Origin of the sequence: Viridibacillus sp. FSL E2-0187, assembly GCF_038006425.1 — a bacterium.
Classification (GTDB): domain Bacteria; phylum Bacillota; class Bacilli; order Bacillales_A; family Planococcaceae; genus Viridibacillus; species Viridibacillus arvi.
Map to the genome: position 1 here is coordinate 2,505,611 of NZ_JBBOVG010000001.1, position 26,664 is coordinate 2,532,274.

A 26,664-nucleotide genomic window follows, 5' to 3' on the forward strand; every position below is an offset into this window, starting at 1 on the left:
AATAATTTATTTGCATTTCGTTTCACTTTATTAATTAATTGATTTATTAAATACTCTTTAACAATTTATTTAACTTTTCAATCAACACTATTATGATACCATAAACCCCCTTCTATCACACTATAAAATTAGTACCTTTGAACTATAATTAATTTAAGAACAATTATCACCTTTTTAACTATAAATAAACTATAAACTTGTCTTCAATCCATAAACGTCGTAAAATTGATTATATAAGCCCATTAGCTCTCTCGAAGTATCAAAAATATTCTTTCTTATAGGAGATATAGATATGATTAACGTTTTATTTGTCTGCCTCGGGAACATTTGCCGCTCACCGATGGCTGAAGCATTATTCCGAGACTTATTAAAAAAAGAAAACTTAAATGACAAAGTGACAGTTGATTCTGCGGCTACTGGATCATGGCATATTGGAGAACGCCCCCATGAAGGTACGCTTGCTATTTTGGAGAAAAACAATATTTCTTCTGCTGGTATGGCTGGTCGTCAATTGAAAAAAGAAGATTTCGAGCAATTTGAATATATAGTAGGTATGGATAATAGTAATATCATGAATATTTACGAAATGACGGGTCAACCTAATCATCCGAAAATCATACGTCTACTCGATTTAACGGATCATAAAAAAGATGTCCCTGATCCATATTTCACTGGAGACTTCCAGGAGACATATGACCTTGTTACTGACGGTTGCCACGCATTACTTGAAAAAATTCGTAGTGAACACAATTTAACTAATTCATAAGAAAGTCCCGCCAATCTATCATTTGGCGGGATTTCATTTTTATAGAAATTGAGAGATAAAGAACAATCAATCTTTTTACTGTACTAAACCATTCTTTCAATATTAATTGTTATAATAGATTTAAATTTTTTTCAACTTAGGAGGACCACATATGGATTTTGTAGCCATTGATATAGAAACTGCCAACCAATGGCGCGACAGTATTTGTTCGATCGGATTAGTAAAAGTGGTGAATGGAGAAATCCAAGATACCCTATATACATATATCAATCCAGAACAACCATTTGATGAATATCATACACATCAACATGGCTTAACAGCAGAAATGGTACAACATGCGCCGACTTTTAAAGAATTCTATCCAACATTATGTCGTTGGCTAAACAATCAATTTGTTGTTGCGCATTATGTCAAATATGATGAAAACGTCATTCAAGAATCATGCGAGAGTATTCAACAACTTCCCCCTTATTGTCAATACGGATGCTCATTCGAATTAGCACAAAAAGCATTCCCAAATCTATCAAATTATAAATTAACCTCTGTTGCATCTAATCTATCAATCCTATTATCTATGGAAAATGCTGACTTGATTGCTGGCATTGTACTTACAATTAGTAAGATGAAAAATATTCAACAGATAAATAGATTATTTGATTCTACTTTCGAAAATAGTCAAAATAAAACTGCACGAATGAATGCGCCTTTTTTCAAAGGAAAAACAGTTGTCTTTACAGGTGGCTTAAAAGGTATGACTCGTTCCTCTGCTGCACAAAAATTACGGCAAGCTGGCGGTATCTTTAGCAATATAGTATCTAAACAGACCGATTATTTAGTCATTAGTCGTAATAGTATTGAACGCTCTGAGTCCGGTCATAAAAGTAGTAAATTTCAGAAAGCTGAACAGCTAATAGCCACAGGACACTCGATTCAACTTATGCATGAAGAACTTTTTATAGAAAAATTAAAATAGAGTTTGAATTAAGCACTACTAAACAAATTTAGTCTAACGAACGTGATATATGTTATTTCCCAATATAAAAGAGCCAGCATAAAAATGCTGGCTCTTAGCTTCTTAATCTTGCAATGAATTTTAAAAAAACCTCCAGAAGTAGAGGTCTTCCGTTTCCTTATAGATTTCTGCTCCAGATTTTTCTAACACCCTGTGTGAAGCAATATTGGTTTTATCAGTATCTGCTATCACAAACCTAACCTCAGGCTGATTTAACAACCAACTTTTAATATTATTAACGGCTTCAGTCATATAGCCTTTTCCCTGATATTGAGGAAGAGTGTAATAACCAATAATTACTTCACCATCTTCATTTGGGCGACCTTTTAACATGATACCACCAACTGTACAGTTATTATCTCTCGATATAATTAGCCAATTGGTGCACCATATATAATCTTGCTGATTTTCCATTACTTTTGATAGCCTGAATTTCAGAGCTAGTTTAAGCTCTTCAAAAGTTTTCTGGATTTAATGGAATTAGTTTTAGTCTTTTAGTATTTAATTCTACCATTCTTACACTCCTATCATAATTTTGACGTCACTTATATAAACTCATAAGTAAAATTATAAATAGGTATTTATTATTGGCAGCAGCCCCCAATTTAATTATTTACTGTAGACAAACTCGAAAAAATCTAGATTTATATATAGCTTTTTTATTTTAAATAAATATAAATATATAAGACCGTTGATTTCCGCTACGGTGGACGCTTTCCGCGGGCGGGCGCCAAGTCGCTTCGTCGCTACGCTCCAATCAACTACTCATGTAATAAAACAAATTATTATTCAAACTAGCTTTTTTGATAGTCTACTCTACTTCAACAGCAATGTGTTTGAAATTTACTACATCAAATAATCCGGTATCTGTTAGTTTTATGTCTGGTATTACAGGTAAGCTAATGAACGATAGTGTCAGAAATAGATGAAAGTCTAAATCTGGGTTGAGCTGTAATAATGCTTCATGCAATTCGTACAGTTGTTTTTTTGCAATAGGAGCTGGTTGATCTGTCATTAGCCCTGCAACTGGCAAAGGAAGAGCACTTAATATTTGTCCTTCTGCTACAACAACATAGCCCCCTTGCATATTCTGCAATGCTTCAACAGCAAGTAACATATCCTCGTCATTTGTTCCTAGCACAAGTGCATTGTGAGAATCGTGAGCAACAGTAGTCGCAACAGCTCCCTTTCGAAGTCCAAAGCCATGTGTGATACCAAGACCAATATTCCCAAGTTGATGATGACGTTCAATAACAGCCAATTTCAACATATCATTTTCTACTGAGGGTATGAAAACACCATCTTCAACAGTAACATCAGCTATCAACTTCGTCGTCATAATCTGATTTGGTTGAATTTCAATAACATTCGCTTTTGAGCCTTTAATAAAAGGAATCGCCAGATCGGATTCAGTCAATGCGGGAATATTAACAGATTGCAGAATATCAGTTGGAACATAATTTTCTCTTTGCTTCTTTTGTAGTATCTGACCATGTTCTGCAACCTTTTTGCCATTTTTCCATACAGTTTTTGGCTCACAACTATTGAGATCTTCGAGTAGAATAAAGTCTGCAATAAATCCTTCCGCTAAAGCACCCTTATGTAGTAGTTGATAGCAATTGGCTGCATTAAGTGTGGCTAATTGGATTGCTTGTAGCGGTTCCATTCCCTCTTCAATTGCGAGTGCAATGTCATAATTAATACTACCCTCTTGCATGAGTTCGTCAAGATGTTTATCATCTGTACAAAATAGGAAGCGATGAGCATTTGTCGGTGTTACTGCAGGTAGTAATGCACGAAGATTTTTGGCTGCAGAACCTTCACGAATGAGTACATACATACCTTGCTTCACACGATTTCTAGCCTCATCTGCCGTTACACATTCATGATCGGTTTGAATACCAGCGGCACGATATCCTCGTATTTGCTGAGGGGATAATCCCGCACCATGGCCATCGATAATTCTCTTAGTAGATTCAGTTTGTTCAATTTTTGCAAGCATCTTTTCATTAGCTTCTAATACGGCTGGAAAATCCATAACTTCAGCTAAACCAAGTACATCTGGATGAGTTAAGAATGGCGCTAAATTCTTAGCTTCTAACACTGCTCCAGAATTTTCAAATGATGTTGAAGGGACACTCGATGGTAGCATTACATGAATATCCATCGCTGCATTTTTAGCATTATCTAACATGTATTGAATCCCATTTACCCCAGAGACGTTAGCAATTTCATGTGGATCTGTAATCACCGTCGTAATTCCATGTGGTAGTAAAATACAGCTAAATTCAGATGGCGTTAACATCGATGATTCAATATGGATATGACCGTCAATAAGGCCTGGAATAACATATCTTCCTTGCGCATCTTCTTCATGCTCTGCTTCAAATTGACCATCAGGATCAATTGCCACAATGTATTCTTCTGAGACAACAACATCAGCCATTCTCCATTGTAAGTTGAATACATCAGCTACCTGAGCATTTCGTAATATAAAATCAGCTTTTACTTTCTTTTGTGAACATAAAATTCTGCGTTGCCTACTAGTTATTTGGGGATTCATCAAGATACCTCCTAATTGTTCTGTAGTAACCTTTTTATATTTATACCATAAATATACTTGCAACAATAATTACTAATGTTAAAAATGGAGTATTTTAGTAATTATTATGAAACTTTCTCTTTCTTCGTTCGTAAACAAGTAAAGGGGGTTATCACATGTTCAATCAACCCAAAATAACTATTCCCCGTTCTGCTGTGAGAACGACATTTGATATTTTAGCAATTGGGTTATTTGTAGTAGCAATTATTTATGGAATTACACAATGGTCTAGTCTACCTTCTGAAGTTCCAACACATTATAATGCATTGGGTGTACCAGATGACTGGGGCCCGAGATGGATGTTCTTTTTACCACCAATTATAGGAGTAGTATTATGGTTATTCTGTCATGTACTGGAGCAAAAACCACATTTGCATAACTATAGTACATTAACAGCTGACAATACAGAAAGGCTTTATAAGAATTCCATGTTACTATTAAATTTTGTGAAAAATGAAATTCTATTGTTTTTCGCATTTAATATGTGGACTGATGTGCAAGTAGCTCATGGTGGTGATAGTTTACTTGGTGTCTATGAGATGCCACTTTTCCTTGCTATCTTATTCGGTACGATTATTTTCTTTGTCGTACGCTTTTTCAAGCTCAGATAATAGTTTAAAAGCTCAAGCCATGCAAATTCGGCTTGAGCTTTTTTGTATTTTCTTACTTTGTATACTTCGCCAATTGGAATTTTTTCTTACCGTTTAGTTTCCACAAGACAATCCCTTTCCCTGGAGCAATGTAGTAATGGGAATACGTATCATAGATTTTATGATCTATTCGAACTTTGACAACTTCATTAAAAGAACCCGCTGCAGTTTTAACTGACATATTTACATCTTGGATTTGCACCTCATCTTGCTCATTTTTCCATTTCTTTCCCTTCGTTAATGGGTAATTCAGTCGAAAACTTGTATGCCCGGTTGGAGATAGATATGTGAAGTACTTACTATTTTCCAAATACGACGTATCCAATCCATTTTTTGACTTTGCTTTAACACCGCCTTTTACTTTTACATAGGTTTCACTACTCTTTCCATAATAGATATTCTCTTCGTAATTTTTGTAAGTATACTTCCCTATTTTAGGTAGCAAATCCCCCGTCACTTTTTGCACAGCTTTTTTAGAGTTTAGATAGGAGGCAGAAACATATGCTGTTCCTTTTTTATATTGAATTTTTGACCAACCTTTTGAGGTGCTAATCACTTTCACTGTCTCATTTTTCTTTAAATGACCCAACTTTTTTGAATTTGTTGTAGCTTTCATACGAACATTTAATACATCTGCTTGTACATATTGTGTCGTGAAACTTGTTTTTGCTTCTATCTTCGGCAGGTTAATGAAACATACACTACTGATTAAAATCACAATAGCCAATATATATCTAGACCGCTTCATTTTGGAACTCTCCTCCTATTCAGATCAAAAACCTATTACTTCCATACAAACCATTATATAAAACTAAGTACCCGAAAATATCCAATTTAATCATTTTTTTAAATCTTAATAAACAGAATTTTCTACCAACTATTAAATTTACTATTTTAATTGGTATATTTACTACCTTGCTCTCCATATATTGAGTTTAAAGATTTACTAGTTATAGCTATTTAATTGAAAGGAGGAGAAAGGATGAAAAAGAGTTTAATAATATTGCTATTGCTAACGAGTATGATTTTAACAGCATGTGGTGGTGGCGACAGTAATAAGGCTGGTAATGCAGGTGAGTCCACAATTGATCGTGTAAAGAAGGCTGGAAAATTGGTTGTTGGTACTGCTACAGGATATGCACCTTTTGAAATGGTCAATTTGAAAGACGAGTTTGTAGGTTATGATATCGATACCGCGAAAGCAATTGGGAAGGCATTAGATGTAAAAGTAGAATTTAAAGAATATTCATTTGATGGATTAATAGCTGCATTGCAAGTTGGTGAAATTGATATGATCGTTTCAGGAATGACAATTACTGGCCCCCGTGCTCTGTCTGTTAGTTTCCCGAATCCATATTATCAAACTAAGCAAGTTATGTTATTACCTGATACAGATACGACTACAAAATCTTGGAAAGAACTTGATAAAAAAGGAAAGAAAATCGCAACTATTATTGGAACCACTGGCCAAATTTTTGCAAAAGCAAACTTCAAAAATGCAGAATTCAAAGATTACAGAGAAATGCCAGCTGCGGCTTTAGCAATGTTATCAGGTCAATTAGATGCCGTTATCTATGACGAGTCTTCAGTCCGAATTTGGCAAAAGCAAAATGGAAAATCTCATATTTTAGATGAGAATATTTCTGCAGAAAATTTAGGTATTGCCGTAGCTCACAATGATTTAGTAACAGTTCAATGGTTAAATTCATTCCTTTATAGTTATTTAGGTGGACCGCAGGAGTTAGCTTCACGTTCTTACTGGTTTGAAAGTGATGATTGGTACGGAGATATTAATACAAAAGTAGAAGCAGAATAATAGGTTATGTCTAATACTTTGAAGATCTTATTTTATGCTTTGTACGTATAAGATCTTCAATCATTTTAATGTCCTTATATAAGTCATATCAATGGAGGAGTTCCTACACTATGAGATATCAACCTGATTGGAGTGTTATCACAAATAATCTCGATATCTTTTTTAAAGGGATGTATTTGACGCTCGAGATTTCAGCACTATCTTTACTATTTGCTATACCTATTGGGATTCTTTTTGGAGTTGGTCGGATATCAAAAAATCCTATCATTCGTTTTATTTCTTCCGTATATGTTGAAGTTATGCGTGGTGTTCCCCTTCTTGTTATATTGATTTGGATTCATCTCGTTCTGGGTCAGTTTTTAAAGCTGGGTGCTTATTGGGGATCTATTGTTTCTCTCGCTATTTTCTCTGGTTCATTTATTGCAGAAATTGTTCGTGGGGGAATTCAATCTGTTCCTAAAGGACAAATGGAAGCTGCGCGTTCATCAGGCATGTCCAATTTTCAAGCAATGCGTTTAATCATATTGCCTCAAGCTTTTAGAAAAACATTACCTCCTATGGCATCGCAATTCATCATTCTTATTAAAGACTCATCTCTTGTTTCAACCATTTCAGCTGTAGACTTAACATTAAAGGCGACAAATCTAGCCGCTATCTCCTATCGTTACATTGAAATATGGACATTCGTTGCTCTGTTATATTTTGCAATGACATTTACATTATCTCTAATCATACGACAGTTTGAAAAACATTGGCTAAAAAGCGAGTATTAAGAAAGGACTGATTGCATGATTTCCATTAACAGTGTTAATAAAAGCTTTGGCAATAATCAAGTTTTAGTAGATATTAACTTAGAGGTAGAAAAATCAAATGTGATTGCATTAATAGGACCAAGTGGTGCAGGAAAATCCACTCTCATCCGAGTGATCAATGCTCTTGAAGAAATTGATAGTGGGGCAATTATAGTAGATGGGACTTCGATTCATGATAAAAAAACGGATATCAATAAAGCCCGTACAAATATCGGTTTCGTATTTCAAAGCTTTAATTTGTACCCATTTTTAACAGCGCTTGAAAATGTCACAATAGCTCCTATTAAAGTAAAAGGAATGGCAAAAGCTGAAGCAGAAAAAATGGGTACTGAGTTACTTAGTTCCCTTGGCTTAGCTGACAAAATACATGTCCATCCCTCTCATCTTTCAGGTGGACAACAACAACGTGTGGCCATTGCACGAGCTTTGGCAATGGATCCACAAATCATGCTTTTCGATGAGCCTACTTCTGCACTAGACCCTGAGATGGTAAAAGAAGTATTGGATGCCATTCGGAAACTTGCTAAGGAAGGAATGACGATGATTGTTGTGACACATGAAATGGGATTTGCACGCGAAATATGCGACAAAATTGTTTTTATGGCTGAAGGAAAAATTGTAGAAGTCAATTCACCTGAAAAGTTTTTCACTGCCCCTGGATCTGAACGTGCAAAGACATTTTTATCAAAAGTTTTAAATCACTAATATCGATACACCAAATAATCTTGTAATTTATATTAAAAGATATAAAAGGATAGATAAAGCAAAGAACCTTTATCCATCCTTTTTATAAAACAGTTTAGATTTCTTACTATTTTAAACGGTCAAATCAAAATGGAATATTATTTCCTCTCCGTATTCACCTTCAAATCTTAATTCTTGTTCTTTAAATCCAGCTTTTATGTATAAATTAATTGCTGCGATATTTGTATGATGAACTGTTAAAATAATCTCGTTCTTTTCAGGGTAGTGCTGTTTTATTATTGTAGGCAATAATTTCAATACATTTAGAGCAAATCCTTTTCTCTGGAAACGTGAGTCAATAGAGAATGATTTAAAAATAATACTATTTTCATTATTCGTATATATATTTCCTCTGTTATTCGTATATAGTGCAAAACAGCCCACTAAATTCCCCTCATAAACTACACTAAATGGCTGATTATATTGATCCCTCTTAAATTCCTCGATAACATCAATTGGTAACGAAGTATAAATTTCTTGCTCTTCAGGTAAACAGTATTTAATTACTGCTGGATAATCACTTTCTTTAAATGTCTTTATAACTAATTCATTCAACAATGTATCATCCCCATTTTCTAATTTTTACTTTTATCATTTTAACACAGAGAATAAATTTAATATTCCGACTTTATATTTATTGATGGATATAACAAAGATTTTAAAACAAAAAAATACACCACAACTAGTATTGTGGTGTACTTTCTAGAAAAATCTGCAACATGTTAAACAAGCAATCTATTCACTTCATTTATTTTTTATCCATAAGTACTAATGCAAGGGTAGCTATTGGCCCTAAAATTAAAGATAGTAGAAACCAGTTGAATCCTGAACGATTCTTCCCCTGTGCAATACCTGCATTTATGAGCATAAGAGTACCCCAACCGACTACATATTGATTATCCATTATTTATCCCGGCTTTCCTTTTTAATTACTATTTATACGGATAAAGAGGATTATTGGTTTCAGATTAATACCTAGCTATATTACTAGAACTTCTTCTACACCATTTTGATTTAATATTTGCTGTGCCTTGTTACGTACTTCTTCATTTTGAAAACAATCTTCGTAGAGTACCATACGGTTAGGTTTTTTGCTTGCTAAGATATTAATTTGGTCTAGTGATAGGTCCTTTTCAAGACAGATGAATACTGTGCCTCCATTGACTGAAAAAACGGTACATTCACCTAATATGAATCGTTCAATCGGTAGTACTATATCTATTCCTTGCTTGAGAAGTATTTCAAATAATACATCCTCTTCACTTCTTCCTTGTTTCACAGGTTGAGTTAAATTTATAGGCATCTGTTCTACATTTGATAGGTACTCTTCCCACTTTTTTAAATTCGTCGTATCTAGTTTGAAATTTTTAAAACCTAAATCATGGTGTGTGGAATGATGTATCTCCCTTTTCATACATACCAACCGCTCTTTACCAAGTTCAGATAATAACGGCTTTCTACCAACGCTCTTTAAATAATCTATAAGTTTCTTTGTGTCTCTTCTAGCTTCACTAGATAATTTCATTTGTAATTGTTCAAGGTTTTCATTAATTTGCACAAGTATATAACGCAGGGATAAATTACTTTCAATATTATATCGTACTGTCGCTTCACCAAACGTCCCTGACCCAGAGAAAAAATCCATCACTATATCATCGTCTTTTAAAGCGACCATACTCAAAATTCTTTTAATTAATTTTAAAGGTTTTTTACCGTTTCGATAATCTACGAATCCCTCTTTATCTAAACCGGTTGTTTTAATATCTGCCCAGAAATCACAAGGATGTACGGTCAAATAATCATCGGCAAAGAGTATTTTAATACGTGGTGACTCTACAGTTGTATTATAGTGATTGTTTATAAAATACAGCTTGTTGTTTGGTGTAGTTATTACAAATGCTTGATTGTGATTTGTTTTTCTCTTTTCATCAGCAATAGTTTTTGCACTAGCCGCCACTGAAACGGTTCTAATAATTCTCCAAGCATTAGTAAACAAGAATCCTGCAAGATCTCTTTTTTCAATATTGTTCTTTTTAGCAAATTCAGAAACTGGGACCATTTGTATGTTTGCTAAAATGGCATCACCTTTTTTAATGTCTTCTATTGTTCTATCTTCATTATCACGAATAGCTTTTAATTCTTCTATTTCTTTTTTACTAATATTTGTGAGAATTGTTTTATATTCATTATCCCATGTACTTTTAGGGATTCTTATTTTTTCAAATGTAACATTTCTTTTTTTATAACAAAGTACATATTCCTTTAATTTAGGAATTTTTCTTTTAACATGCGTCATTTTTACACCTGTTGGTTCAGACATTTTGACTACAATGGTCGTGACAAAATTCTCTTCCCCAAATATTTCATTGCAAATACGTTTTAAATTATCCACTTCATTATCATCGATAGAGATAAATATCACTCCTTCATCAGACAATAAGTTACGGGCAATTTTCAACCTCGGATACATCATATTTAACCATTCTGTATGAACTCTTCCACTTGTTACTGCATTCGATTCTAAACTTTCATTTGTATGTTCTTTATAGTTTTTCATCTGGTCACGGAAGTTGTCTTTATAAACAAAATCATTTCCCGTATTGTAAGGAGGATCAATATAGATAAGCTTTACTCGATTATGATAACTATTTTGAAGTACTCGCAAAACTTCTAAGTTATCACCTTCAATATAAAGGTTTTTTGTTGTTTCCCAATCTAAACTCCCTGCGATATCAGGTCTTAAAGTTCCTGTCGTTTGCTTTTGAGCTGATTGGATCGCCTCTGTTTTACCACTCCATGTAAAATCAAACCGTTCTTTTCCAGTTTCTATCTGTTCACCTAATAACAATTGAAGCTTTGCAAAGTCTATTTTATTTTCTGTACAAATTTCTGGAAAAAGCTCTTTCATTTTTTCAATATTGTGCTGTACAGTATGAAAAGTTTGGCCATCTAGTTTATCCATATAAATGCACTCCTTTATGTATGTACAACTATTGCAATTACAAGAACTCTCTATTTGACAGTATATTCCCATTGTTATATTAACTATTCAAACAAAGCTCATATATGTTTTTTCCTATTTGTTACAATCTTTAGTTATTAGCTGACATTTTTTAAACATATAGGTTAAAATAGTTCTTAAGTACTTTTTCCCCTGACCTTTGTTCTATTTTTCTAATGAGTTAATATAAAGGTGGTTGTGTAAATGCTTTTAACAATTGAAGAACTAAAAAATACAACGCACGCTACTTATCTATCCGGAAAACTTCTAGAGACTATTAAATTCGGGCATGAACTAGTTGAAAAAGCGATGTTACAACAAGATCGGATTAGTATTCGTTATGGCTATATGTACCTTGCAATTTCATACCATGCATTGGCTGATCTAAAAAATGCATTCCACTATACCTTTTTATTCGATGAGTACTGTCAACAAAACAAAGAGGATCTGAGTGACCAAGAGAAAGAAAACCTTTATCTTCTTCTATTTTTTCTTTATGAATATAATGAGAACTGGGAAAAAGCTCGGGAAACAATAATATTAAATATGGATTTAGCAAAAAAGCTATATGCTACTGATATGATGAGCAATTGTTTTTGTAATTTAAGCAAGGTTGCGATTGCGGAGCAAAAATATGACGAGGCTCATGAATATGCTTTGCAAGGGTTGGATTTAGCATTATCAAAACATGCGGATATTCCTCAGCTAACGTTTCAAGCATTATGTAACCTTGTTGAGGCATCGTTAAAACTAAATCTAGTAAATGATGCTACCAAGTATTTAAGCACATTATCAGCTTGTTTAGACGACTCTAATTCAATCAAGTGGCAAATCCTTTATTATCAATATGTCGGAGAGTTGTATTATTTAAAAGGTCAATTTGAAGTAAGTTACAAAGCCGCAACTACTTGCAAAGAACTAACGTCAAAGGCAGGAAATTTAGCCGCTAAAATTAGAATTATCTCACTGTTAATAGAGCTTTGTGAACGGTTAAATCAATTTGAAGACGGTTATTATTATTACAAAGAATACGTTGATATTTTACAAGAATTAAAACGAGCCGCTATTTATAAAACAACCCTTCAGCTTGAAATTCAACATCGTGTGGCAGCTATTCAAGAACGCTCCAACTTAGATGGCTTAACGAATATTTATAATCGTTATCATTTAGAAAACGTAGCAAAAAAGTGGTTATTAGAAGCAGCAAATGAAAAATCGAATGTTACTTGTTTAGTATTTGATATCGATAAATTCAAATCAATTAACGATCAATATGGCCATTTAATTGGCGATGATGTCATTAAGCTAGTCGCAAACACTTGCAAAGAATTATCCAATCTAGAAACAACGTTCGCAGCTCGTTTTGGTGGTGATGAATTTGTCATTTTACTCCGTCACCTAACATCCACTGAAGTAATGGAATTTGCAAATACTCTTAATCATACATTAGCTGCCATGAAGATTCCTATAGAAGATTCTATACTTACATTTACAGTTAGTATGGGCATGGCGACCAACCTTAAAGGTGAAGTTACTTCTTTCCATGAAATCTTCAAAAATGCAGATATCGCATTATATAACGCAAAAGAAAATGGACGAAATCAGATTAGGCAGTACGAGTGAACTTTTATTAAAGGCATCACTACTTCATACCACTTTTCAAAATAAGGTATACTTAAACTTCTAATTCAGTTTTGAGTCAGAAGTTTATTTTTTTATTGAACGTATTATCTTTTTTAAAGGAGTAATAAGAATTATGGCAGAACTACTAAAAGATGTTTATAATAAAGCTTTTTTTGATCAATTTTGTAAGAAGGTAAAAAGCGTCTATCCAGCATTTAATGAACAGCAATTCATGACACTTTTATTTGATGAAGAATGGGAACAACGCGAGTTAAAACAACGAACTCGACATATTACTCATACATTAAGGGCTACCTTACCCCCTACTTATCCAGATGCTATCGCTGTCTTAAGTCGACTTGTTCCTGATTGCAAAGGTTTTGAGTACTTATTTTTCCCTGATTTTATAGAAGCTTATGGTTTATCGGATTGGGAAACTTCAATTGAAGCATTAAAACTCTTTACACTTACATCCAGTTCCGAGTTTGCTGTACGCCCTTTTATTGAAAAAGATCCGGAGAAAATGATGCCCATTATGGAAGAATGGGCAAGAGATGAAAATGAGCATGTGCGTAGATTGGCGAGTGAAGGGTGTCGTCCGCGCCTTCCTTGGGGCACAGCTTTGAAAATGTTTAAAAAAGACCCTACTCCCATTATTCCTATTCTAGAGTTATTAAAAGCAGATGAAAGTGAATATGTCCGTAAAAGTGTAGCAAATAATTTAAATGATATAACAAAGGATCATCCTGAATTAGTAAAGTCTTTAGGTAAGAATTGGATAGGTCATAACCCTAAAACAGATTGGATCATCAAACATGCTTGTAGAACACTTCTTAGACAAGCAGACCCAACTACACTCGCATTATTCGGATTCCATAACAATCCTATTATTGAATTACAAGAATTTAACCTTTCAACAGATCAATTAGCTATTGGGGAAGCGTTAACATTTAAGTTTATGTTTACTAATCCCACTACAGATGCAGCAAAACTTAGGATTGAGTATGGCATTGATTTTATGAAAGCAAACGGTATAACACGTAGAAAGCTCTTTAAGATAACAGAAAATACGTATCTACCTGGTGAATATACTTATACTAGAAGCCATTCCTTTAAACAGCTATCTACTAGAAAGCATTATCCAGGTGGACATCGACTAGCAATCGTTATTAATGGCGTAGAAATGACTGGAATTGAGTTTTTATTGACGGAAGAAAAAAACTAGGATTTTTTTCAATACTTTCTTATACTCATAGTTGATTATTTACACGCATAGCCAATTATACTTTAGACTATTAATTAATAATTTCTTTTAATAAAAAAACAGATCCTCGTAACTGAGAATCTGTTTTTTTGCTCTTTTATATATTTAAAAATGCTTTTAATTCATCCATTTGTTTTGCGGCTTTCTTATAGCCCATATCATAATTTGCTCGCATTTGGGTTAAATCTTTTTCGAAGCTATTTAACGGTGCATCTGGCCTGAAAATAAAAGCTCTTCCCTCTTTTTCCAAGCGTTCACAATAATCGAGCGAGGCATTATAATGCTCCACACGTTGTTCCATGCTTTTCACTAAATTGGGATATCGTTTACGAAGGAGCTTCATGACTAATTTACTTTGGCGATCAGTTACTTTTCGATATCCTTTTGGTCGAGTTAACACAAGCACATGCTTTTCAAAACCATCGTCTATTAAATGCTGAATAGGAATTGGATCCGCTAATCCCCCATCATAGTATGGAATATCATTTATTTTAATTTCTGGGAACAATACTGGAATCGCACAAGTAGCGCGCAATAACGTACATTCCTTATCCATTTCAAGTGCGTCCATATATTCTATGGCCCCTGTATACGCATTTGTTACACCAAATTTTACTGTTCCCTCGAATTGTTGGAATCTATCCCAGTCAAATTTGTCTAACTCATTTGGAATTATATTGTAAGCAAAGTCTAATCCAAATAAACTTCTTTCTCGCCAAAAATTACGAATGCCAATATAGCGTTTGTCATGACGATAATTAACAAGGACGCGAAGTGAACGCTCTTTTTGCTCCGATACATACGAACAGGCATTAATAGCCCCTGCCGAAATACCTACAACATGTGGCATCATAATCTCTTCATCTAAAAAAGCATCGAGTACACCTGACGTAAATAACGTACGGAATGTCCCACCCTCAAGCACTAAACTTGTATCCTTCACATTGACCTGCATTGAATCACTCTCTCACTATATTTCTATTATTATTTTATCATATCACTATCACTTAGAATTAAACGAGGTTAAATTCAAACTCTGATTGATGTAATTGCCAAATATAAGATAGCACAACATATTTTATGTTCCCAGAAGAAGAAGCATATAAATAGCTGCGTAAACAGGAATTGCAATAGATGTAATTAGATACATTGTCATCTCGCCTTTAGAAAGTTTTCTTTTCCACTTAGTTAATTTAAGCTACCTACAATAAATAGCGCTTGAAATGAATATTAATAAAAAGGCAAAATCCTTAATGTTTTCTAAAATGGTAATCAAATAATCAGCTTCTTTTAGGTTTTCACTAAGAGAATTATTCTGTAAATATTTCAAAAACCCTTTGTATTTAGGTAATTTAAGCTTATTCAAAACAATAATCAAGTTAGATAGATCCAAATAAAAAGAAAAAGGGTAGCCCTCAAAGGCCGGTTTATACCGACTTCTGGGACTGCCCTTTTTCACATGACCATTACTTCACTTTCACGCTAAGTTTGCTACTTTTATTTCCTGCTAGATCCTTAGCGTAAATTGATAGTTTAGTATTTGCTTTTTGTTTTTTGATTTTCACACTGAAATTGCCTTTGCTACTTGCTTTAGCTGAGCCAATTTTTTTGTGTTTACTATTGTAGATTGTAATTGTTGCTTTTGCTTCAGTTTTACCTTTTACTCTTGTAGTTTTCGATGTAATTTTAGATACTGTTGGTTTTTTCGGTGCAATTTTATCTTTTACTATAATTGTTTTTGATACGCCTTTATTACCTACTGTATCTTTCGTTTTTACGACTAATTTTACGTTCGCTTTTTGTTTTGCAATCTTCAGAGTATAGTTACCTTTGCTACTCGCTTTTGTTGATGTAAGTAGTTTAGAGCCTTTATAAATAGAAACGGTTGCTTTAGCTTCTGTAGTCCCTTTTACAGTAGTTGTTTTGTTTGAAATTGTTCCTACTGTAAGTTTTGTTGGTCCAATTTTATCTAATACAGTTATTGTTTTTGTTACACCAGCATTGCCAGTTTCATCAGTAGTTTTTACTACTAAGTTCACATTCGCCTTTTGCGCAGGAATCTTTAACGTGAAAGTTCCTTTACTGTTAGCTTTCGTTGATGCAAGTAATTTAGTTCCATTGTAAATTGAAACTGTTGCATTGGCTTCTGTTGTTCCTGTTACGGAAGTTGTTTTGTTTGAAATTGTTCCCACTGTAAGTTCAGTTGGGCCCTCAGTATCTGGATTTTCCACTGGTGGATTTGTATCTGGTATTTCACCAGCTGCTAATCTTGCAAATGTTGATTTTCCATTCAATGCGTCTTCTAACGCAATGATTACTTGTTCAGTAGCCATTAAGTTTGTTTTAGTGTCTCTAATCATCCATTTAAATGAACCGTCTTCTAATTGATAATCATCAATCATTTTTTCAAGGATGTTAACTTTTTTACCGTCTTTTTCATAGCTCCATTTGTTAGCTGTTAAATCTTCTCCAGCTGTAGCTAGTCCCATAATAATACTTGCCATTGAGTTTGTATTATCTACAAAACCATCTTTTTGATATTTTGCATGAATACCATCTACTGCTTTTTTAATTGACTCGTTAATTGTTTCATTGGTCTTATCAGCATTATTTAATAACGTTAATGCAGTTAAATTCCAACCTGTTACATCTAAATCATCAGATGAACCAAATCCAGAGAATAATCCTGAATTATTTTGTTTCTTTAAAATCACTTCTAAATGTTTGGCTTTATCATAATCTGCATTTGCTAATCCTAGCGCTATTGATGCCCAAGATTCACCGTATGCAGTAAAAAAGCTACCATCAGCTTTTTGTTTGTTTTGTAAATCTTCAACAATGTTGCGTTGTCCAAGGTTTGTTGGATCTAACCCTAGAATATAGGCGCCTATAATAGTACCTGCATCTTCATTTGAAGTACTTGAAGCAGCCGTTTTAGGTTTCACCCAATAAGATTTTTCGTTTGTAACTTCTGAGCCCTCTGCCCATTTGTAGTTTTTAATATCCATACCTAATGCATACATTGCGGATAATGACCAGTAGCCACTGTGTGAACTATTTACCCTAGAACTAATAGTTTGGTTGTTAGTAATATAATATTGTTTTGCCTTTTCTAGTGAGTTCACTAGTTTTTCTTTGATTACTTGTGGTGATGTTGTTTGAGATGCATTGTCATTGTTTACTACAGTAATACTTTCAGCTTGAGCAGTAAACGGCGATAGTAATGAAAGTAGCATAACAAAAGCTAGCATCATACTGAATGAACGTTTCAACATTTGAATTCCTCCGATTTTATTAAGGTTTATTGGATTCGGAATTCGGCTTTTTCATGCTAATCGACTATATAACTTTCACTTATTGATGAAATTTAAAAGTTCTTAACAATGAAAAAAGCTATTTCTCCATAGAGAAATAGCATAAATACAAAGAAATATAGGACAACAGTATTGTCTAATATAGATTGTTTTGCCGTAATCTCACTTTATTCCGAAGAGTAGATATACGCTTTGAATTAGATAGGTCTCCTGGCTTATGCATCAATTTACTTTAAGGACCTTCCCGTATAAAACAGTGGTATTCCCTTATTTCATCAGCATTTACAGTTGCGGATACAGCTTCGGTATTTCACCGAATTCCCTTTTATGTATGTACTACACCTAATTCTGGCATACAATATTCACTTACTATCAATTTATCATAATATTAAAAATTAATCTATTAAATAATGATTTATTTTTGATATTTTATCCATTTCACATCAAATAATTACATAAATCAAAAAAGGAATGTATATATCTTAATCTCAAAATTGGATTTACTCTATCATTTTATGACCACCATGACTCCTAATAAACATGTTAAAATAGAAAATAATACTATATTAATAGTATTAATAAAGGAGGCATTAGATGGCTAATTTTGGAGATATGCTTATACTTTTTGTTGTCATTGCTTTAATTTTATTAGGTACGATTTCTTTTATGCTATTTGTTAGAAGAATCATTATAAATACAACACCAAAGAATGAATCTAACGAACTAAATGAAAAATTGGATAGGATTATCATGTTATTGGAAAAACAATCTAAATAATTATTATTCGTTATAAAAAACTAGTTGCCGAATCTAATATAAGATTTATCAGCTAGTTTTTAATTTAATTCAACTTCGATAATAATGGACGATTATTTTGCCAAATAACTTCTACTGGAATATCAAAAAATGAAGAAAGTTTTTCACTTGTTAGCATATCCACTGTACTTCCAGAAGCAAATACCTGTCCTTTTTTTAATAATAATGTTTTCTGGAAAACAGGTAGAATTTCTTCAATATGATGTGTGACATATATTATAGTTGGTCCATTTTCTAAAGCTGCAATTTCACCAATGGTTTCTAACAATTGTTCTCTTGCTATGAAGTCAAACCCTGTCGCAGGTTCGTCTAATATGAGTAGCTCTGGATCATCCATTAATGCACGACCGATCAATATTCTTTGCTTTTCACCTTGCGATAAAGTTTGATAATCACGATCAGCATATTCAATACTCCCTAGTTTTTTCAATATGCTTATTGCCTTTTCTCGAATGGCTGGTGTTGGCTTTTCATATAAACCAATTGAAGCAAAGGCACCTGAAAGAATGATTTCAAATGCACTATCATAGGGATTTAATTTTTGTTGAAGTCCTGAAGATACGAGGCCAATCTTCCTTCTAAGTTCTTCACCTAAAACAGATTTCCCAAATGTCCTTCCTACTACTTTTAAACTACCTTTAGTCGGAAAATAATAAGAACAGAGCATATTCAGCAAAGCTGATTTGCCAGCGCCATTTAAACCGTAAAGTACCCAATGCTCTCCTTTTTCTACTTGCCAATTAATATTTTCTAGAATCCATTGGCCTTCTCTTTTTAAACATACCTCTTTCATATGTAATACCATATCGAAAACCCCTTTATATATATTCACTTTATTATAACTGAATATTCATAAAACAAGAGATAGTAAAAGAGAATAAGGTTCAGAAGCTGTCAAAATAGTAAACCCCCTCATGTTCTTGGACAAGAGGGGGTTGTATGGCTATTTAGCAAAAATTTGTGTTCCATATGTTGGATATTGAGTGCCTTTACCAGAGACCACAATACCTATTCCAACTTTTTGATAATTTGGTGATAGAATATTTGCTTTATGGCCAGGAGAATTCATCCACCCCTTCATGAAACTTGTTGCTGTTGGATAACCTGCTGCAATATTCTCTCCTGAAGCATTTGTGTTATAACCTGATCCTTTTAGGAGGTTAGACCAGCTTCCATAAGTTGGGCTTGTATGGCTGAAATAACGATTTTTCTCCATATCTAATGAACGAATTATCGCCAACTTTGTAAGTTTTGGATCTTGCTTTAAAGGCTTCAAATTCTTTTTTGCACGTTCTTTATTTAAAATAGTAACTATTTGATCTTGCATTTTTTTATTTCCTAAATCAATGTAACTGTCGACAAATTTTCCAGATTTAATCCAGTATGTCTTGCTACCTTTTTTAACTTTAATCCAACCATTTGTATTGGCAACGCTCACTTTATAAATACCAGCTGCAAGCTTTGTAGATGATTTAGATCCTTTTTCTTTTTTATATGTTGTTGTTTTTTTTGAAAGATAGATATAATCACCAGTGAAACCGTTCTTTATCCACTTTTTATCTTTTGTTTGCATCCATTTGTCTTTAGTTGTTTTTATAATCGTTACTTTCTTTTTTGCAGCAACTGTAGATTTTCTTCCATATCCACCTTGCTTAGTAAACAACCTACTTTTTTCAGTTAGTGTTACCTGTTTTGTTTTTGAAGTACTTGCTTTAGCATATATCGGGCTAGCTAAACTACCTAATAAGATCATCGCCATGAAAATGACACTTAGTTTTTTCAGCATTTTATTCACCTTAATTCCTCCAAACCTAATTTTTAAAACGATATTTCCAATGAAATTAACACTCTCAATATTCTTTTCGGAGAGTTCGACATTAAAATATAGTCGTTTTATTAATATCAATAAAAAAAGAATCGTATAGACTACAATTCGTACTCACTATATCATATTATCAATTTTTTATGCTCTTAAAGTCCAAAAATAGTTTGATATTATTAATTTTTCAACATCTTACAGATACATAGAACTACTATTTTAAACTGTTCTTTTATCCTCCATCTGTTATATACTAGTTTCATATTGCAACAGAAAGAGAGAATCTATGATTTCATTTATATTAACTACAAAACGTCTTATAAAGGCTTTAATCCGTGCTTTTAAGCAACCAGTATTTATTTCATTGTTTACTACATTATTACTCATCCTTTTGTCAGGCACGATGTTTTATACAAAGGTAGAAGGATGGTCTATTCTTGACGCCATATACTTTTGTGTTGTCAGTCTGATTCCTAGTGGTGTAGATACTTCGCTCACACCAACTACAAATCTGGGTAAAGTGTTTACTATGTTTTATTTAGCGGTTGGAGTAGGGGTTATGTTTCTAACATTACTGACTCTTGGTAAAACGATGATAAAATCTACAGATGATTCGACTACTGAGATTAAAAAAGTAAAAAAAAATAGTAAGTTTTAAGGTTGTCTTAAATGACGACCTTTTTATTTTTATTCATTTTCCCTCTTTAGAATAATCAAAATATTTACTCTATATGTAATATAAGATATGATGAACATAGTTAATTTTATCTATATAAAAATTAATTGTAGATACAAATTACTTATATCTGATGACTAGTATATAGAAGAGAGGTTTTTTATTTGAGTTTATTAGAAGTTTTAAAACAGGCTACACCATACATACAAATGGCATTCAATAATGAAATCTTTGTAAGTATTGTTGAGCGAAACCAAAACAAAGTCTACTTTGCATCACCAGGAACTAAAGTTGATCTAGGAGTAAAGACTGGTGATACGATGGAAGATACTGAAGAATTACGACAAGCCTTTACAGGGAAAAACGTTAAAAGAGATATACCTGCCGAATTTTATGGAGTCTTACTTCACACAAACATATATCCAATTAAAGAAAATGGTCATGTAATTGGAGCTTTTAGTTTAGTATTTTCTATGGAAAAACAAGAAAAATTACAATCTTATATGGATCATCTACAAAATGCTGTCATGGGTTTACAGGATAAAGTACATCTTGTTGCTTCTCATTCAGAGGAGCTAGCAGCAACAAGTACTGAAATTACTGCTCAATCTCGCCAAGCCCTTGCTGATTCAGAAGCTTCTCATAGCGTTACAGACTTTATCAAATCAATTTCCCAACAAACGAATTTGCTAGGGTTAAACGCTTCTATTGAAGCAGCGCGAGCAGGTCAGCATGGTGCTGGATTTAATATTGTTGCTCAAGAAGTACGAAAACTATCTCTAGAAACAAAGTCGGCTACCGAAAAAATTGAAGATTCACTGAAAAATATCACACAAAATTTACAAGGTTTAATGGGTAGCATGAGTCAGATTAATTCCGCTTCTAATGAACAAGCTGAGCTAGTACAAGACTTCAGCTCAATTATAGAAGAACTAGGGTCACTCAGTAATCAAATGGGGCAATTAATGAAAGAAACATTACGATGATTTTTATCACTCCATGAGTTAATAGAAAGCATTACACTCGAGCTCATTGATGTTATGTAATCAATGGGCTTAAGTTTACCCTCTATTACATGTTTACCTTGCTTCAAATTCACCTTCACGCCTATATAGTTTCCTTTGTACATAAAAGAATTTACTACATTTGTCCGATTTTATTGTCATATCCCCCTTGAATAAAGGAACGAATGTTCTTATAATGAATATAAGAGGTGAATCGCATGGAACGACATATTAATCCACAAAAATTGACTACTATTGAAACCTATCAATTACAGCGTATAGCGACAGAACTACTAAGTACTGCTTCAAAGGAAACCATACTATCTACTTTGTCTATCTACGCCTGTTCACAAAAGCAACATTGCACTTCATTAAAAAAATGTTAATGTAACTTAATTGAAGTCTCTGCATTAGGTTCTTTTCATCCATTTCTATTCTTTTTACACCTAATAAAAATAAGCCCTACACACTCTCAAAAAGTGTGTAGGGCTTATTACGTTCTTACATTAAGTTCATATAAATCAAGATTCTAATAATAAATCTTCAGGGTTTTCAAGTAATTCTTTTACAGTTTTTAAGAATCCTACAGAATCTTTACCATCAATAATACGGTGATCATAAGATAGTGCAACGTACATCATTGGACGAATTTGTACTTCATCACCAACAGCGATTGGACGTTTTTGGATTGTATGCATACCTAAGATAGCAGCTTGAGTACCATTCATGATTGGTGTAGACATTAATGATCCGAATACACCACCATTAGTGATTGTGAATGAACCACCTTGTAGGTCAGCGATTTGTAATTTTTTGTCTCGTGCTTTTTTAGCAAGACCACCGATTGCATCTTCGATTTCAGCGAAGTTTTTACGGTCGCAATCGCGAACAACTGGTACTACTAATCCATCGTCAGTAGATACAGCAACACCAACATCATAGAAGTTATTTAAGTGGATTTCGTTACCTACGATTTGAGCATTAACGTATGGATATTTTTTAAGTGCAGCAACTACTGCTTTTGTAAAGAATGACATGAAACCAAGACGAGTACCATCATGCTTTTCTTGGAATTGATCTTTTTTACGGCTACGAAGTGCCATAACGTTTGTCATGTCGATTTCGTTAAAAGTAGTAAGCATTGCTGTACTTTGTTTTACATCAAGTAAACGAGTTGCGATTGTTTGACGACGACGAGACATTTTTTCAACTGTCACGCGAGATTCATCAACTGCAGGAGTAGCAGCTTTTGGTGCTTCAGCTGGTTTTGCAGCAGGAGCAGCTGGCGCTGTACCATGTGCAGCTACATCTTGTACGCGAACTCGACCTTGAGGATCTACTGGAGATACAGATGCTAAGTCGATTCCTTTTTCACGAGCTAATTTACGAGCAGCTGGGCTAGCAATTACACGCTCAGTTGATGATGCTTCTTCAGCAACTACAGGTGCTGGTGCCGCTTTTGGTGCTTCTACAGCTGGTGCCGGTGCAGCCTCTTCAACTGCTGGTGTTGGTGCTGGTGTTGCAGCAGCATCACCTGCTTCAACGATTGCGATTACAGCACCTACTAGTACAGTATCGCCTTCTTCAGCAAGGATTTCTTTCAAAATACCAGCTTCTTCAGAAATGATTTCAGCATTTACTTTATCAGTTTCAAGTTCAACGATGAACTCGCCTTTTTCTACTTTATCACCAGGTTTTTTCACCCATTGTGCAATCGTACCTTCTGTGATAGATTCTGCTAATTCCGGGACAATAATTTCAGCCACTATAATTTCCTCCTTCAAAGTATTCGCTTTTTAGCGAGTTACAGCTTCTTCAATAATACGTGCTTGTTCAGCTTTGTATGAATCTGCATCACCTTCAGCAGGAGATGAACGTACGATACGACCGATGTAACGAACGTCTTTGTCTTCTGCTACTTCACGCATATAAGGATCTGCAAATGTCCATGAACCCATGTTTTGAGGTTCTTCTTGTACCCAAGCAAGTTCTTTTGCGTTAGGGAAACGCTTAATGATTGCAGCAATTTTCTCAGATGGGAATGGGTACAGTTGTTCAACGCGTACTAAGTGTACGTGATCGAAATCTTTGCCATCTCCAACTTTTTCTGCGATATCAATAGCTACTTTACCTGAAGCAAATAGAATACGCTCTACTTTTTTCGCAGCTGAACCAGTTGTCGGGTGTTCAATAACTGTTTCGAAGTGACCAGTTGTTAATTCCTCAACATCTGCTGCTACGATTTGATTACGTAATAGTGATTTTGGTGATACAAGAACTAATGGACGAATTGCTTCTGTACCTAACATCTTAGCTTGACGGCGTAATAAATGGAAGTAGTTTGCAGCGCTTGATAGGTTTGCAACTGTCCAGTTGTTTTCACCAGCTAATTGTAAGAAACGTTCTAAACGAGCACTTGTATGTTCTGAACCTTGACCTTCAGCAGCATGCGGTAATAACATAACAAGACCAGATTTTTGACCCCATTTAGAGCGAGATGCTGAAATGAAGTTATCAAACATTACTTGAGCCATGTTTGCGAAGTCACCGTATTGAGCTTCCCAGATAGTTAAGTTTTTCTCGTTTTCTAAATTATAGCCATATTCATAACCTACGATTGCGGCTTCAGATAATGGGCTGTTATATACAACAAATGAAGAATCTGCACCAGAAATGTGGTGTAAAGGTGTTAATTCTGCACCCGTTTTTTCGTCATGTAACACTAGGTGACGGTGTGCGAATGTACCACGTTGTGCATCTTGACCTGTTAAACGGATCGAATTACCTTCTTGTGTAATTGTTCCGAATGCTAATGTTTCAGCATGACCCCAGTCAATTTTACCTTTACCTACAAATGCATCTTCACGACGGCTAAGGATTTTGCCTAGTTTTTTGAAGACATTGAAGTCTTGTGGCCATGTTAATAATTCTTTGTTCATTTTTTCTAGACGTTCGCGTTCAACACCAGTTTCTACGATATCATAACCGTTCTTCACAGCTTCTGGCATTTCGTTTTCAACATGTTGCCCATCGCCAACTTCTTTCACATGATCATAAGCTGCTTGCATTTCTTTTTGTGTATCGGCATCTAAAGTTGCGACTTCTTCTGCTGTTATAATGCCTTGGTCTGCAAGTGCTTTACCATACAATGCACGTACTGTATCGTGTCCATGAACACCTGTGTACATTGTTGGGTTTGTAATCATTGGTTCGTCCATTTCATTATGACCATAGCGGCGGTAACCGACTAAGTCTACTAAAATATCCTTACCAAATTGTTCACGATATTCTACTGCAAAACGAGCCACTTGTACAACTGCTTCTGGATCATCCGCATTAACGTGTAATATTGGAATTTCATAACCTTTTGCAGGGTCTGAAGAGTATACAGTTGAACGTGAATCATAATGCTCAGTAGTAAATCCAATCATATTATTAGCAATAATATGAACTGAACCACCTGTGTTAAATCCTTTTGTACGAGAGTAGTTCATCGTTTCAGTTACGACACCTTGACCAGCAAACGCTGCATCACCATGAACTAATATCGCTAGAGCAGATTTAGCATCTTGAGTTGGAGCACCTGCTTTAGAAGTGTTATCTTGAGCCGCGCGTGCTTGACCTGTAACAACTGGACTCACTACTTCTAAGTGAGATGGGTTATACGCTAATTTGATTGTTGTACCTTTTTTGCTGTTATATGTAGCACCCATGTGATATTTAACATCGCCGAACCAGCCTTTAGTTACTTCTAAAGAACCGTCTTTTGGAATAAATAACTCATTTGGAACGTGCGCAAAATCAGCAAACATCATATCATATGGTTTGTGTAATACATGTGTTAACACATTTAAGCGACCACGGTGAGCCATACCGATCATAACATTTTTTACACCTTTGTCTTCTGAACGGTGAACAATTTCATCCATTAGAACAACTAATGCATCTAAACCTTCGATAGAGAAACGTTTTTGTCCTACAAATGTTTTATGGATGAATTTCTCAAATCCTTCAACCTTTGTTAATTGGTTTAAAACTGCTTTTCTCTCATCATTAGAAAGTCCTGCGTTAAATACGCCACTTTCAATTTTAGATTGAAGCCACACTCTCTCTTCACTGTTAACAACGTGTGCAATTTCTACAGCAACTTTACTTGTGTAAATCGCTTTTAGGTAATTAATAGCATCTAATCCATTGTTAACGCTTGCAGGAATGTCTTTTAATAATAACGAAGCAGGGATTTCGATTAGATCTTGATCAGATAAACCGTAAGTTTTTGCTTCGATTCGAGTAGTGTCACGTGGATGGTCTTTTAAAGGATATAGGTCTGCTCCTAAGTGACCATATACACGAATGGCATCCGCATATTGAACGGCAGCTAAAACTTTTGCAAAGTTACCTGGTTCAACGTTTGAAACGTTTGATACTTCACTAGTTTGAACTGGTGCTCCGTATTGTTCGAATAATGATACAAGTTCTGGATCAACTTCTTCTGGTGATGTTAAATACAAATCGTACATTTCCATCACATAGCCAAGGTTGGGACCTGAAAAAGCTGCCCATGGTGAGCTTACAGGTGAAACATTGTTTGACATGTAGAATTACCTCCAACTTTTTTGCCAAGTGGCAGTTCCATTAATTAAATTAATTAATAATTTGAAAATCCACTAACTATCTTACCATTCTTCCTGCTTAAGTGAAACAACTGTATTAATAAATCAAGAAGAACATTTTTCCCCTTCAAT

23 protein-coding genes and 1 riboswitch are annotated in these 26,664 nt (G+C 34.3%); of the genes, 11 read left to right on the forward strand and 12 right to left on the reverse strand.

The window, feature by feature from the left end; all coding sequences use genetic code 11:
• Positions 1–292: 292 nt before the first annotated feature.
• Positions 293–766, forward strand: a complete 474-nt coding sequence (locus tag MHH85_RS12285) for a low molecular weight protein-tyrosine-phosphatase (protein WP_193739173.1) — start codon at positions 293–295, stop codon at positions 764–766.
• A 151-nt stretch (positions 767–917) separates the two neighbouring features.
• Complete coding sequence (locus MHH85_RS12290; protein WP_340707294.1) at positions 918–1,739, forward strand: exonuclease domain-containing protein; 822 nt, start codon at positions 918–920, stop codon at positions 1,737–1,739.
• A 120-nt stretch (positions 1,740–1,859) separates the two neighbouring features.
• Here MHH85_RS12290 and MHH85_RS12295 read toward each other — a convergent pair whose 3' ends face one another.
• Both MHH85_RS12295 and ade read right to left on the reverse strand, forming a co-directional pair.
• Positions 1,860–2,192 (reverse strand): GNAT family N-acetyltransferase, encoded by a 333-nt coding sequence (locus MHH85_RS12295; RefSeq protein ID WP_340707295.1) that lies wholly within the window; start codon positions 2,190–2,192, stop codon positions 1,860–1,862.
• 397 nt (positions 2,193–2,589) lie between these two features.
• Complete coding sequence (ade, locus tag MHH85_RS12300; RefSeq protein WP_340707296.1) at positions 2,590–4,341, reverse strand: adenine deaminase; 1,752 nt, start codon at positions 4,339–4,341, stop codon at positions 2,590–2,592.
• Between the two features lie 155 nt (positions 4,342–4,496).
• Between ade and MHH85_RS12305 the strand changes: the two genes are divergently transcribed.
• Entirely contained in the window at positions 4,497–4,991 is a 495-nt protein-coding gene (locus MHH85_RS12305) for a DUF1648 domain-containing protein (RefSeq protein ID WP_340707297.1), read from the forward strand.
• Between the two features lie 52 nt (positions 4,992–5,043).
• Here MHH85_RS12305 and MHH85_RS12310 read toward each other — a convergent pair whose 3' ends face one another.
• A complete protein-coding gene (locus tag MHH85_RS12310; RefSeq protein ID WP_340707298.1) occupies positions 5,044–5,778 on the reverse strand; it encodes an SH3 domain-containing protein in 735 nt (244 codons plus the stop codon).
• Between the two features lie 234 nt (positions 5,779–6,012).
• On the opposite strand from MHH85_RS12310, the gene MHH85_RS12315 reads away from it, so the two are divergent.
• The 3 genes from MHH85_RS12315 (at position 6,013) to MHH85_RS12325 (ending at position 8,363) form a co-directional block, all read left to right on the forward strand.
• Positions 6,013–6,846 (forward strand): transporter substrate-binding domain-containing protein, encoded by an 834-nt coding sequence (locus MHH85_RS12315; RefSeq protein ID WP_340707299.1) that lies wholly within the window; start codon positions 6,013–6,015, stop codon positions 6,844–6,846.
• A gap of 110 nt (positions 6,847–6,956) precedes the next feature.
• The gene (locus tag MHH85_RS12320; RefSeq protein ID WP_038189810.1) at positions 6,957–7,619 is read left to right on the forward strand and encodes an amino acid ABC transporter permease; all 663 of its coding nucleotides are present in this window, start codon (positions 6,957–6,959) and stop codon (positions 7,617–7,619) included.
• Between the two features lie 15 nt (positions 7,620–7,634).
• A complete protein-coding gene (locus MHH85_RS12325; protein ID WP_340707300.1) occupies positions 7,635–8,363 on the forward strand; it encodes an amino acid ABC transporter ATP-binding protein in 729 nt (242 codons plus the stop codon).
• Between the two features lie 111 nt (positions 8,364–8,474).
• Here the strand turns inward: MHH85_RS12325 and MHH85_RS12330 are convergent, their stop codons facing one another.
• From MHH85_RS12330 to MHH85_RS12340, 3 genes are all read right to left on the reverse strand, one after another.
• The gene (locus MHH85_RS12330; protein WP_340707301.1) at positions 8,475–8,957 is read right to left on the reverse strand and encodes a GNAT family N-acetyltransferase; all 483 of its coding nucleotides are present in this window, start codon (positions 8,955–8,957) and stop codon (positions 8,475–8,477) included.
• A 193-nt stretch (positions 8,958–9,150) separates the two neighbouring features.
• Positions 9,151–9,306 (reverse strand): hypothetical protein, encoded by a 156-nt coding sequence (locus MHH85_RS12335; protein WP_193739163.1) that lies wholly within the window; start codon positions 9,304–9,306, stop codon positions 9,151–9,153.
• A gap of 75 nt (positions 9,307–9,381) precedes the next feature.
• Complete coding sequence (locus MHH85_RS12340; RefSeq protein ID WP_340707302.1) at positions 9,382–11,364, reverse strand: site-specific DNA-methyltransferase; 1,983 nt, start codon at positions 11,362–11,364, stop codon at positions 9,382–9,384.
• A gap of 243 nt (positions 11,365–11,607) precedes the next feature.
• Here MHH85_RS12340 and MHH85_RS12345 point away from each other — a divergent pair, with 243 nt between their 5' ends.
• Positions 11,608–13,026, forward strand: a complete 1,419-nt coding sequence (locus MHH85_RS12345; RefSeq protein ID WP_340707303.1) for a GGDEF domain-containing protein — start codon at positions 11,608–11,610, stop codon at positions 13,024–13,026.
• Positions 13,027–13,159: 133 nt separating this feature from the next.
• Positions 13,160–14,251: a DNA alkylation repair protein gene (locus tag MHH85_RS12350; RefSeq protein WP_340707304.1), complete on the forward strand. Its 1,092-nt coding sequence runs from the start codon at positions 13,160–13,162 to the stop codon at positions 14,249–14,251.
• Positions 14,252–14,387: 136 nt separating this feature from the next.
• On the opposite strand, the gene MHH85_RS12355 is transcribed toward MHH85_RS12350, so the two are convergent.
• Together MHH85_RS12355 and MHH85_RS12360 are read right to left on the reverse strand one after the other, a co-directional pair.
• Complete coding sequence (locus tag MHH85_RS12355) at positions 14,388–15,245, reverse strand: patatin-like phospholipase family protein (RefSeq protein ID WP_340707305.1); 858 nt, start codon at positions 15,243–15,245, stop codon at positions 14,388–14,390.
• A gap of 511 nt (positions 15,246–15,756) precedes the next feature.
• The gene (locus MHH85_RS12360) at positions 15,757–17,565 is read right to left on the reverse strand and encodes an Ig-like domain-containing protein (protein ID WP_340707306.1); all 1,809 of its coding nucleotides are present in this window, start codon (positions 17,563–17,565) and stop codon (positions 15,757–15,759) included.
• A gap of 222 nt (positions 17,566–17,787) precedes the next feature.
• Positions 17,788–17,965, reverse strand: a riboswitch (cobalamin riboswitch).
• A gap of 233 nt (positions 17,966–18,198) precedes the next feature.
• Between MHH85_RS12360 and MHH85_RS12365 the strand changes: the two genes are divergently transcribed.
• Complete coding sequence (locus MHH85_RS12365) at positions 18,199–18,381, forward strand: DUF4083 domain-containing protein (RefSeq protein WP_340707307.1); 183 nt, start codon at positions 18,199–18,201, stop codon at positions 18,379–18,381.
• Positions 18,382–18,445: 64 nt separating this feature from the next.
• On the opposite strand, the gene MHH85_RS12370 is transcribed toward MHH85_RS12365, so the two are convergent.
• Positions 18,446–19,225, reverse strand: a complete 780-nt coding sequence (locus MHH85_RS12370) for an ABC transporter ATP-binding protein (protein WP_340707308.1) — start codon at positions 19,223–19,225, stop codon at positions 18,446–18,448.
• 138 nt (positions 19,226–19,363) lie between these two features.
• Positions 19,364–20,206 carry a CAP domain-containing protein gene (locus MHH85_RS12375; RefSeq protein WP_340708166.1) on the reverse strand — a complete coding sequence of 281 codons (843 nt, stop codon included), beginning with the start codon at positions 20,204–20,206 and terminating at the stop codon, positions 19,364–19,366.
• Positions 20,207–20,525: 319 nt separating this feature from the next.
• Here MHH85_RS12375 and MHH85_RS12380 point away from each other — a divergent pair, with 319 nt between their 5' ends.
• Complete coding sequence (locus MHH85_RS12380) at positions 20,526–20,897, forward strand: potassium channel family protein (protein ID WP_340707309.1); 372 nt, start codon at positions 20,526–20,528, stop codon at positions 20,895–20,897.
• A gap of 182 nt (positions 20,898–21,079) precedes the next feature.
• Positions 21,080–21,901 (forward strand): methyl-accepting chemotaxis protein, encoded by an 822-nt coding sequence (locus tag MHH85_RS12385; RefSeq protein ID WP_340707310.1) that lies wholly within the window; start codon positions 21,080–21,082, stop codon positions 21,899–21,901.
• Between the two features lie 539 nt (positions 21,902–22,440).
• Here the strand turns inward: MHH85_RS12385 and odhB are convergent.
• Together odhB and MHH85_RS12395 are read right to left on the reverse strand one after the other, a co-directional pair.
• The gene (gene odhB, locus MHH85_RS12390; RefSeq protein ID WP_340707311.1) at positions 22,441–23,685 is read right to left on the reverse strand and encodes a 2-oxoglutarate dehydrogenase complex dihydrolipoyllysine-residue succinyltransferase; all 1,245 of its coding nucleotides are present in this window, start codon (positions 23,683–23,685) and stop codon (positions 22,441–22,443) included.
• 30 nt (positions 23,686–23,715) lie between these two features.
• On the reverse strand, positions 23,716–26,514 hold the full coding sequence (locus MHH85_RS12395) for a 2-oxoglutarate dehydrogenase E1 component (RefSeq protein ID WP_340707312.1): 2,799 nt from the start codon (positions 26,512–26,514) through the stop codon (positions 23,716–23,718).
• Positions 26,515–26,664 lie beyond the last annotated feature (150 nt).

What these genes read in the sequence shown, in the direction of transcription:
- MHH85_RS12305 (WP_340707297.1), top strand. Translation starts at nt 4,497, where the DNA reads ATGTTCAATCAACCCAAAATAACTATTCCCCGTTCTGCTGTGAGAACG.
- MHH85_RS12335 (WP_193739163.1), bottom strand. Translation starts at nt 9,306, where the DNA reads ATGGATAATCAATATGTAGTCGGTTGGGGTACTCTTATGCTCATAAAT.
- MHH85_RS12320 (WP_038189810.1), top strand. Translation starts at nt 6,957, where the DNA reads ATGAGATATCAACCTGATTGGAGTGTTATCACAAATAATCTCGATATC.
- MHH85_RS12375 (WP_340708166.1), bottom strand. Translation starts at nt 20,206, where the DNA reads ATGCTGAAAAAACTAAGTGTCATTTTCATGGCGATGATCTTATTAGGT.
- ade (WP_340707296.1), bottom strand. Translation starts at nt 4,341, where the DNA reads ATGAATCCCCAAATAACTAGTAGGCAACGCAGAATTTTATGTTCACAA.
- MHH85_RS12315 (WP_340707299.1), top strand. Translation starts at nt 6,013, where the DNA reads ATGAAAAAGAGTTTAATAATATTGCTATTGCTAACGAGTATGATTTTA.
- MHH85_RS12340 (WP_340707302.1), bottom strand. Translation starts at nt 11,364, where the DNA reads ATGGATAAACTAGATGGCCAAACTTTTCATACTGTACAGCACAATATT.
- MHH85_RS12290 (WP_340707294.1), top strand. Translation starts at nt 918, where the DNA reads ATGGATTTTGTAGCCATTGATATAGAAACTGCCAACCAATGGCGCGAC.
- MHH85_RS12380 (WP_340707309.1), top strand. Translation starts at nt 20,526, where the DNA reads ATGATTTCATTTATATTAACTACAAAACGTCTTATAAAGGCTTTAATC.
- MHH85_RS12345 (WP_340707303.1), top strand. Translation starts at nt 11,608, where the DNA reads ATGCTTTTAACAATTGAAGAACTAAAAAATACAACGCACGCTACTTAT.
- MHH85_RS12285 (WP_193739173.1), top strand. Translation starts at nt 293, where the DNA reads ATGATTAACGTTTTATTTGTCTGCCTCGGGAACATTTGCCGCTCACCG.
- MHH85_RS12350 (WP_340707304.1), top strand. Translation starts at nt 13,160, where the DNA reads ATGGCAGAACTACTAAAAGATGTTTATAATAAAGCTTTTTTTGATCAA.
- MHH85_RS12325 (WP_340707300.1), top strand. Translation starts at nt 7,635, where the DNA reads ATGATTTCCATTAACAGTGTTAATAAAAGCTTTGGCAATAATCAAGTT.
- MHH85_RS12370 (WP_340707308.1), bottom strand. Translation starts at nt 19,225, where the DNA reads ATGGTATTACATATGAAAGAGGTATGTTTAAAAAGAGAAGGCCAATGG.
- MHH85_RS12365 (WP_340707307.1), top strand. Translation starts at nt 18,199, where the DNA reads ATGGCTAATTTTGGAGATATGCTTATACTTTTTGTTGTCATTGCTTTA.
- MHH85_RS12360 (WP_340707306.1), bottom strand. Translation starts at nt 17,565, where the DNA reads ATGTTGAAACGTTCATTCAGTATGATGCTAGCTTTTGTTATGCTACTT.
- MHH85_RS12310 (WP_340707298.1), bottom strand. Translation starts at nt 5,778, where the DNA reads ATGAAGCGGTCTAGATATATATTGGCTATTGTGATTTTAATCAGTAGT.
- MHH85_RS12295 (WP_340707295.1), bottom strand. Translation starts at nt 2,192, where the DNA reads ATGGAAAATCAGCAAGATTATATATGGTGCACCAATTGGCTAATTATA.
- MHH85_RS12355 (WP_340707305.1), bottom strand. Translation starts at nt 15,245, where the DNA reads ATGCAGGTCAATGTGAAGGATACAAGTTTAGTGCTTGAGGGTGGGACA.
- MHH85_RS12395 (WP_340707312.1), bottom strand. Translation starts at nt 26,514, where the DNA reads ATGTCAAACAATGTTTCACCTGTAAGCTCACCATGGGCAGCTTTTTCA.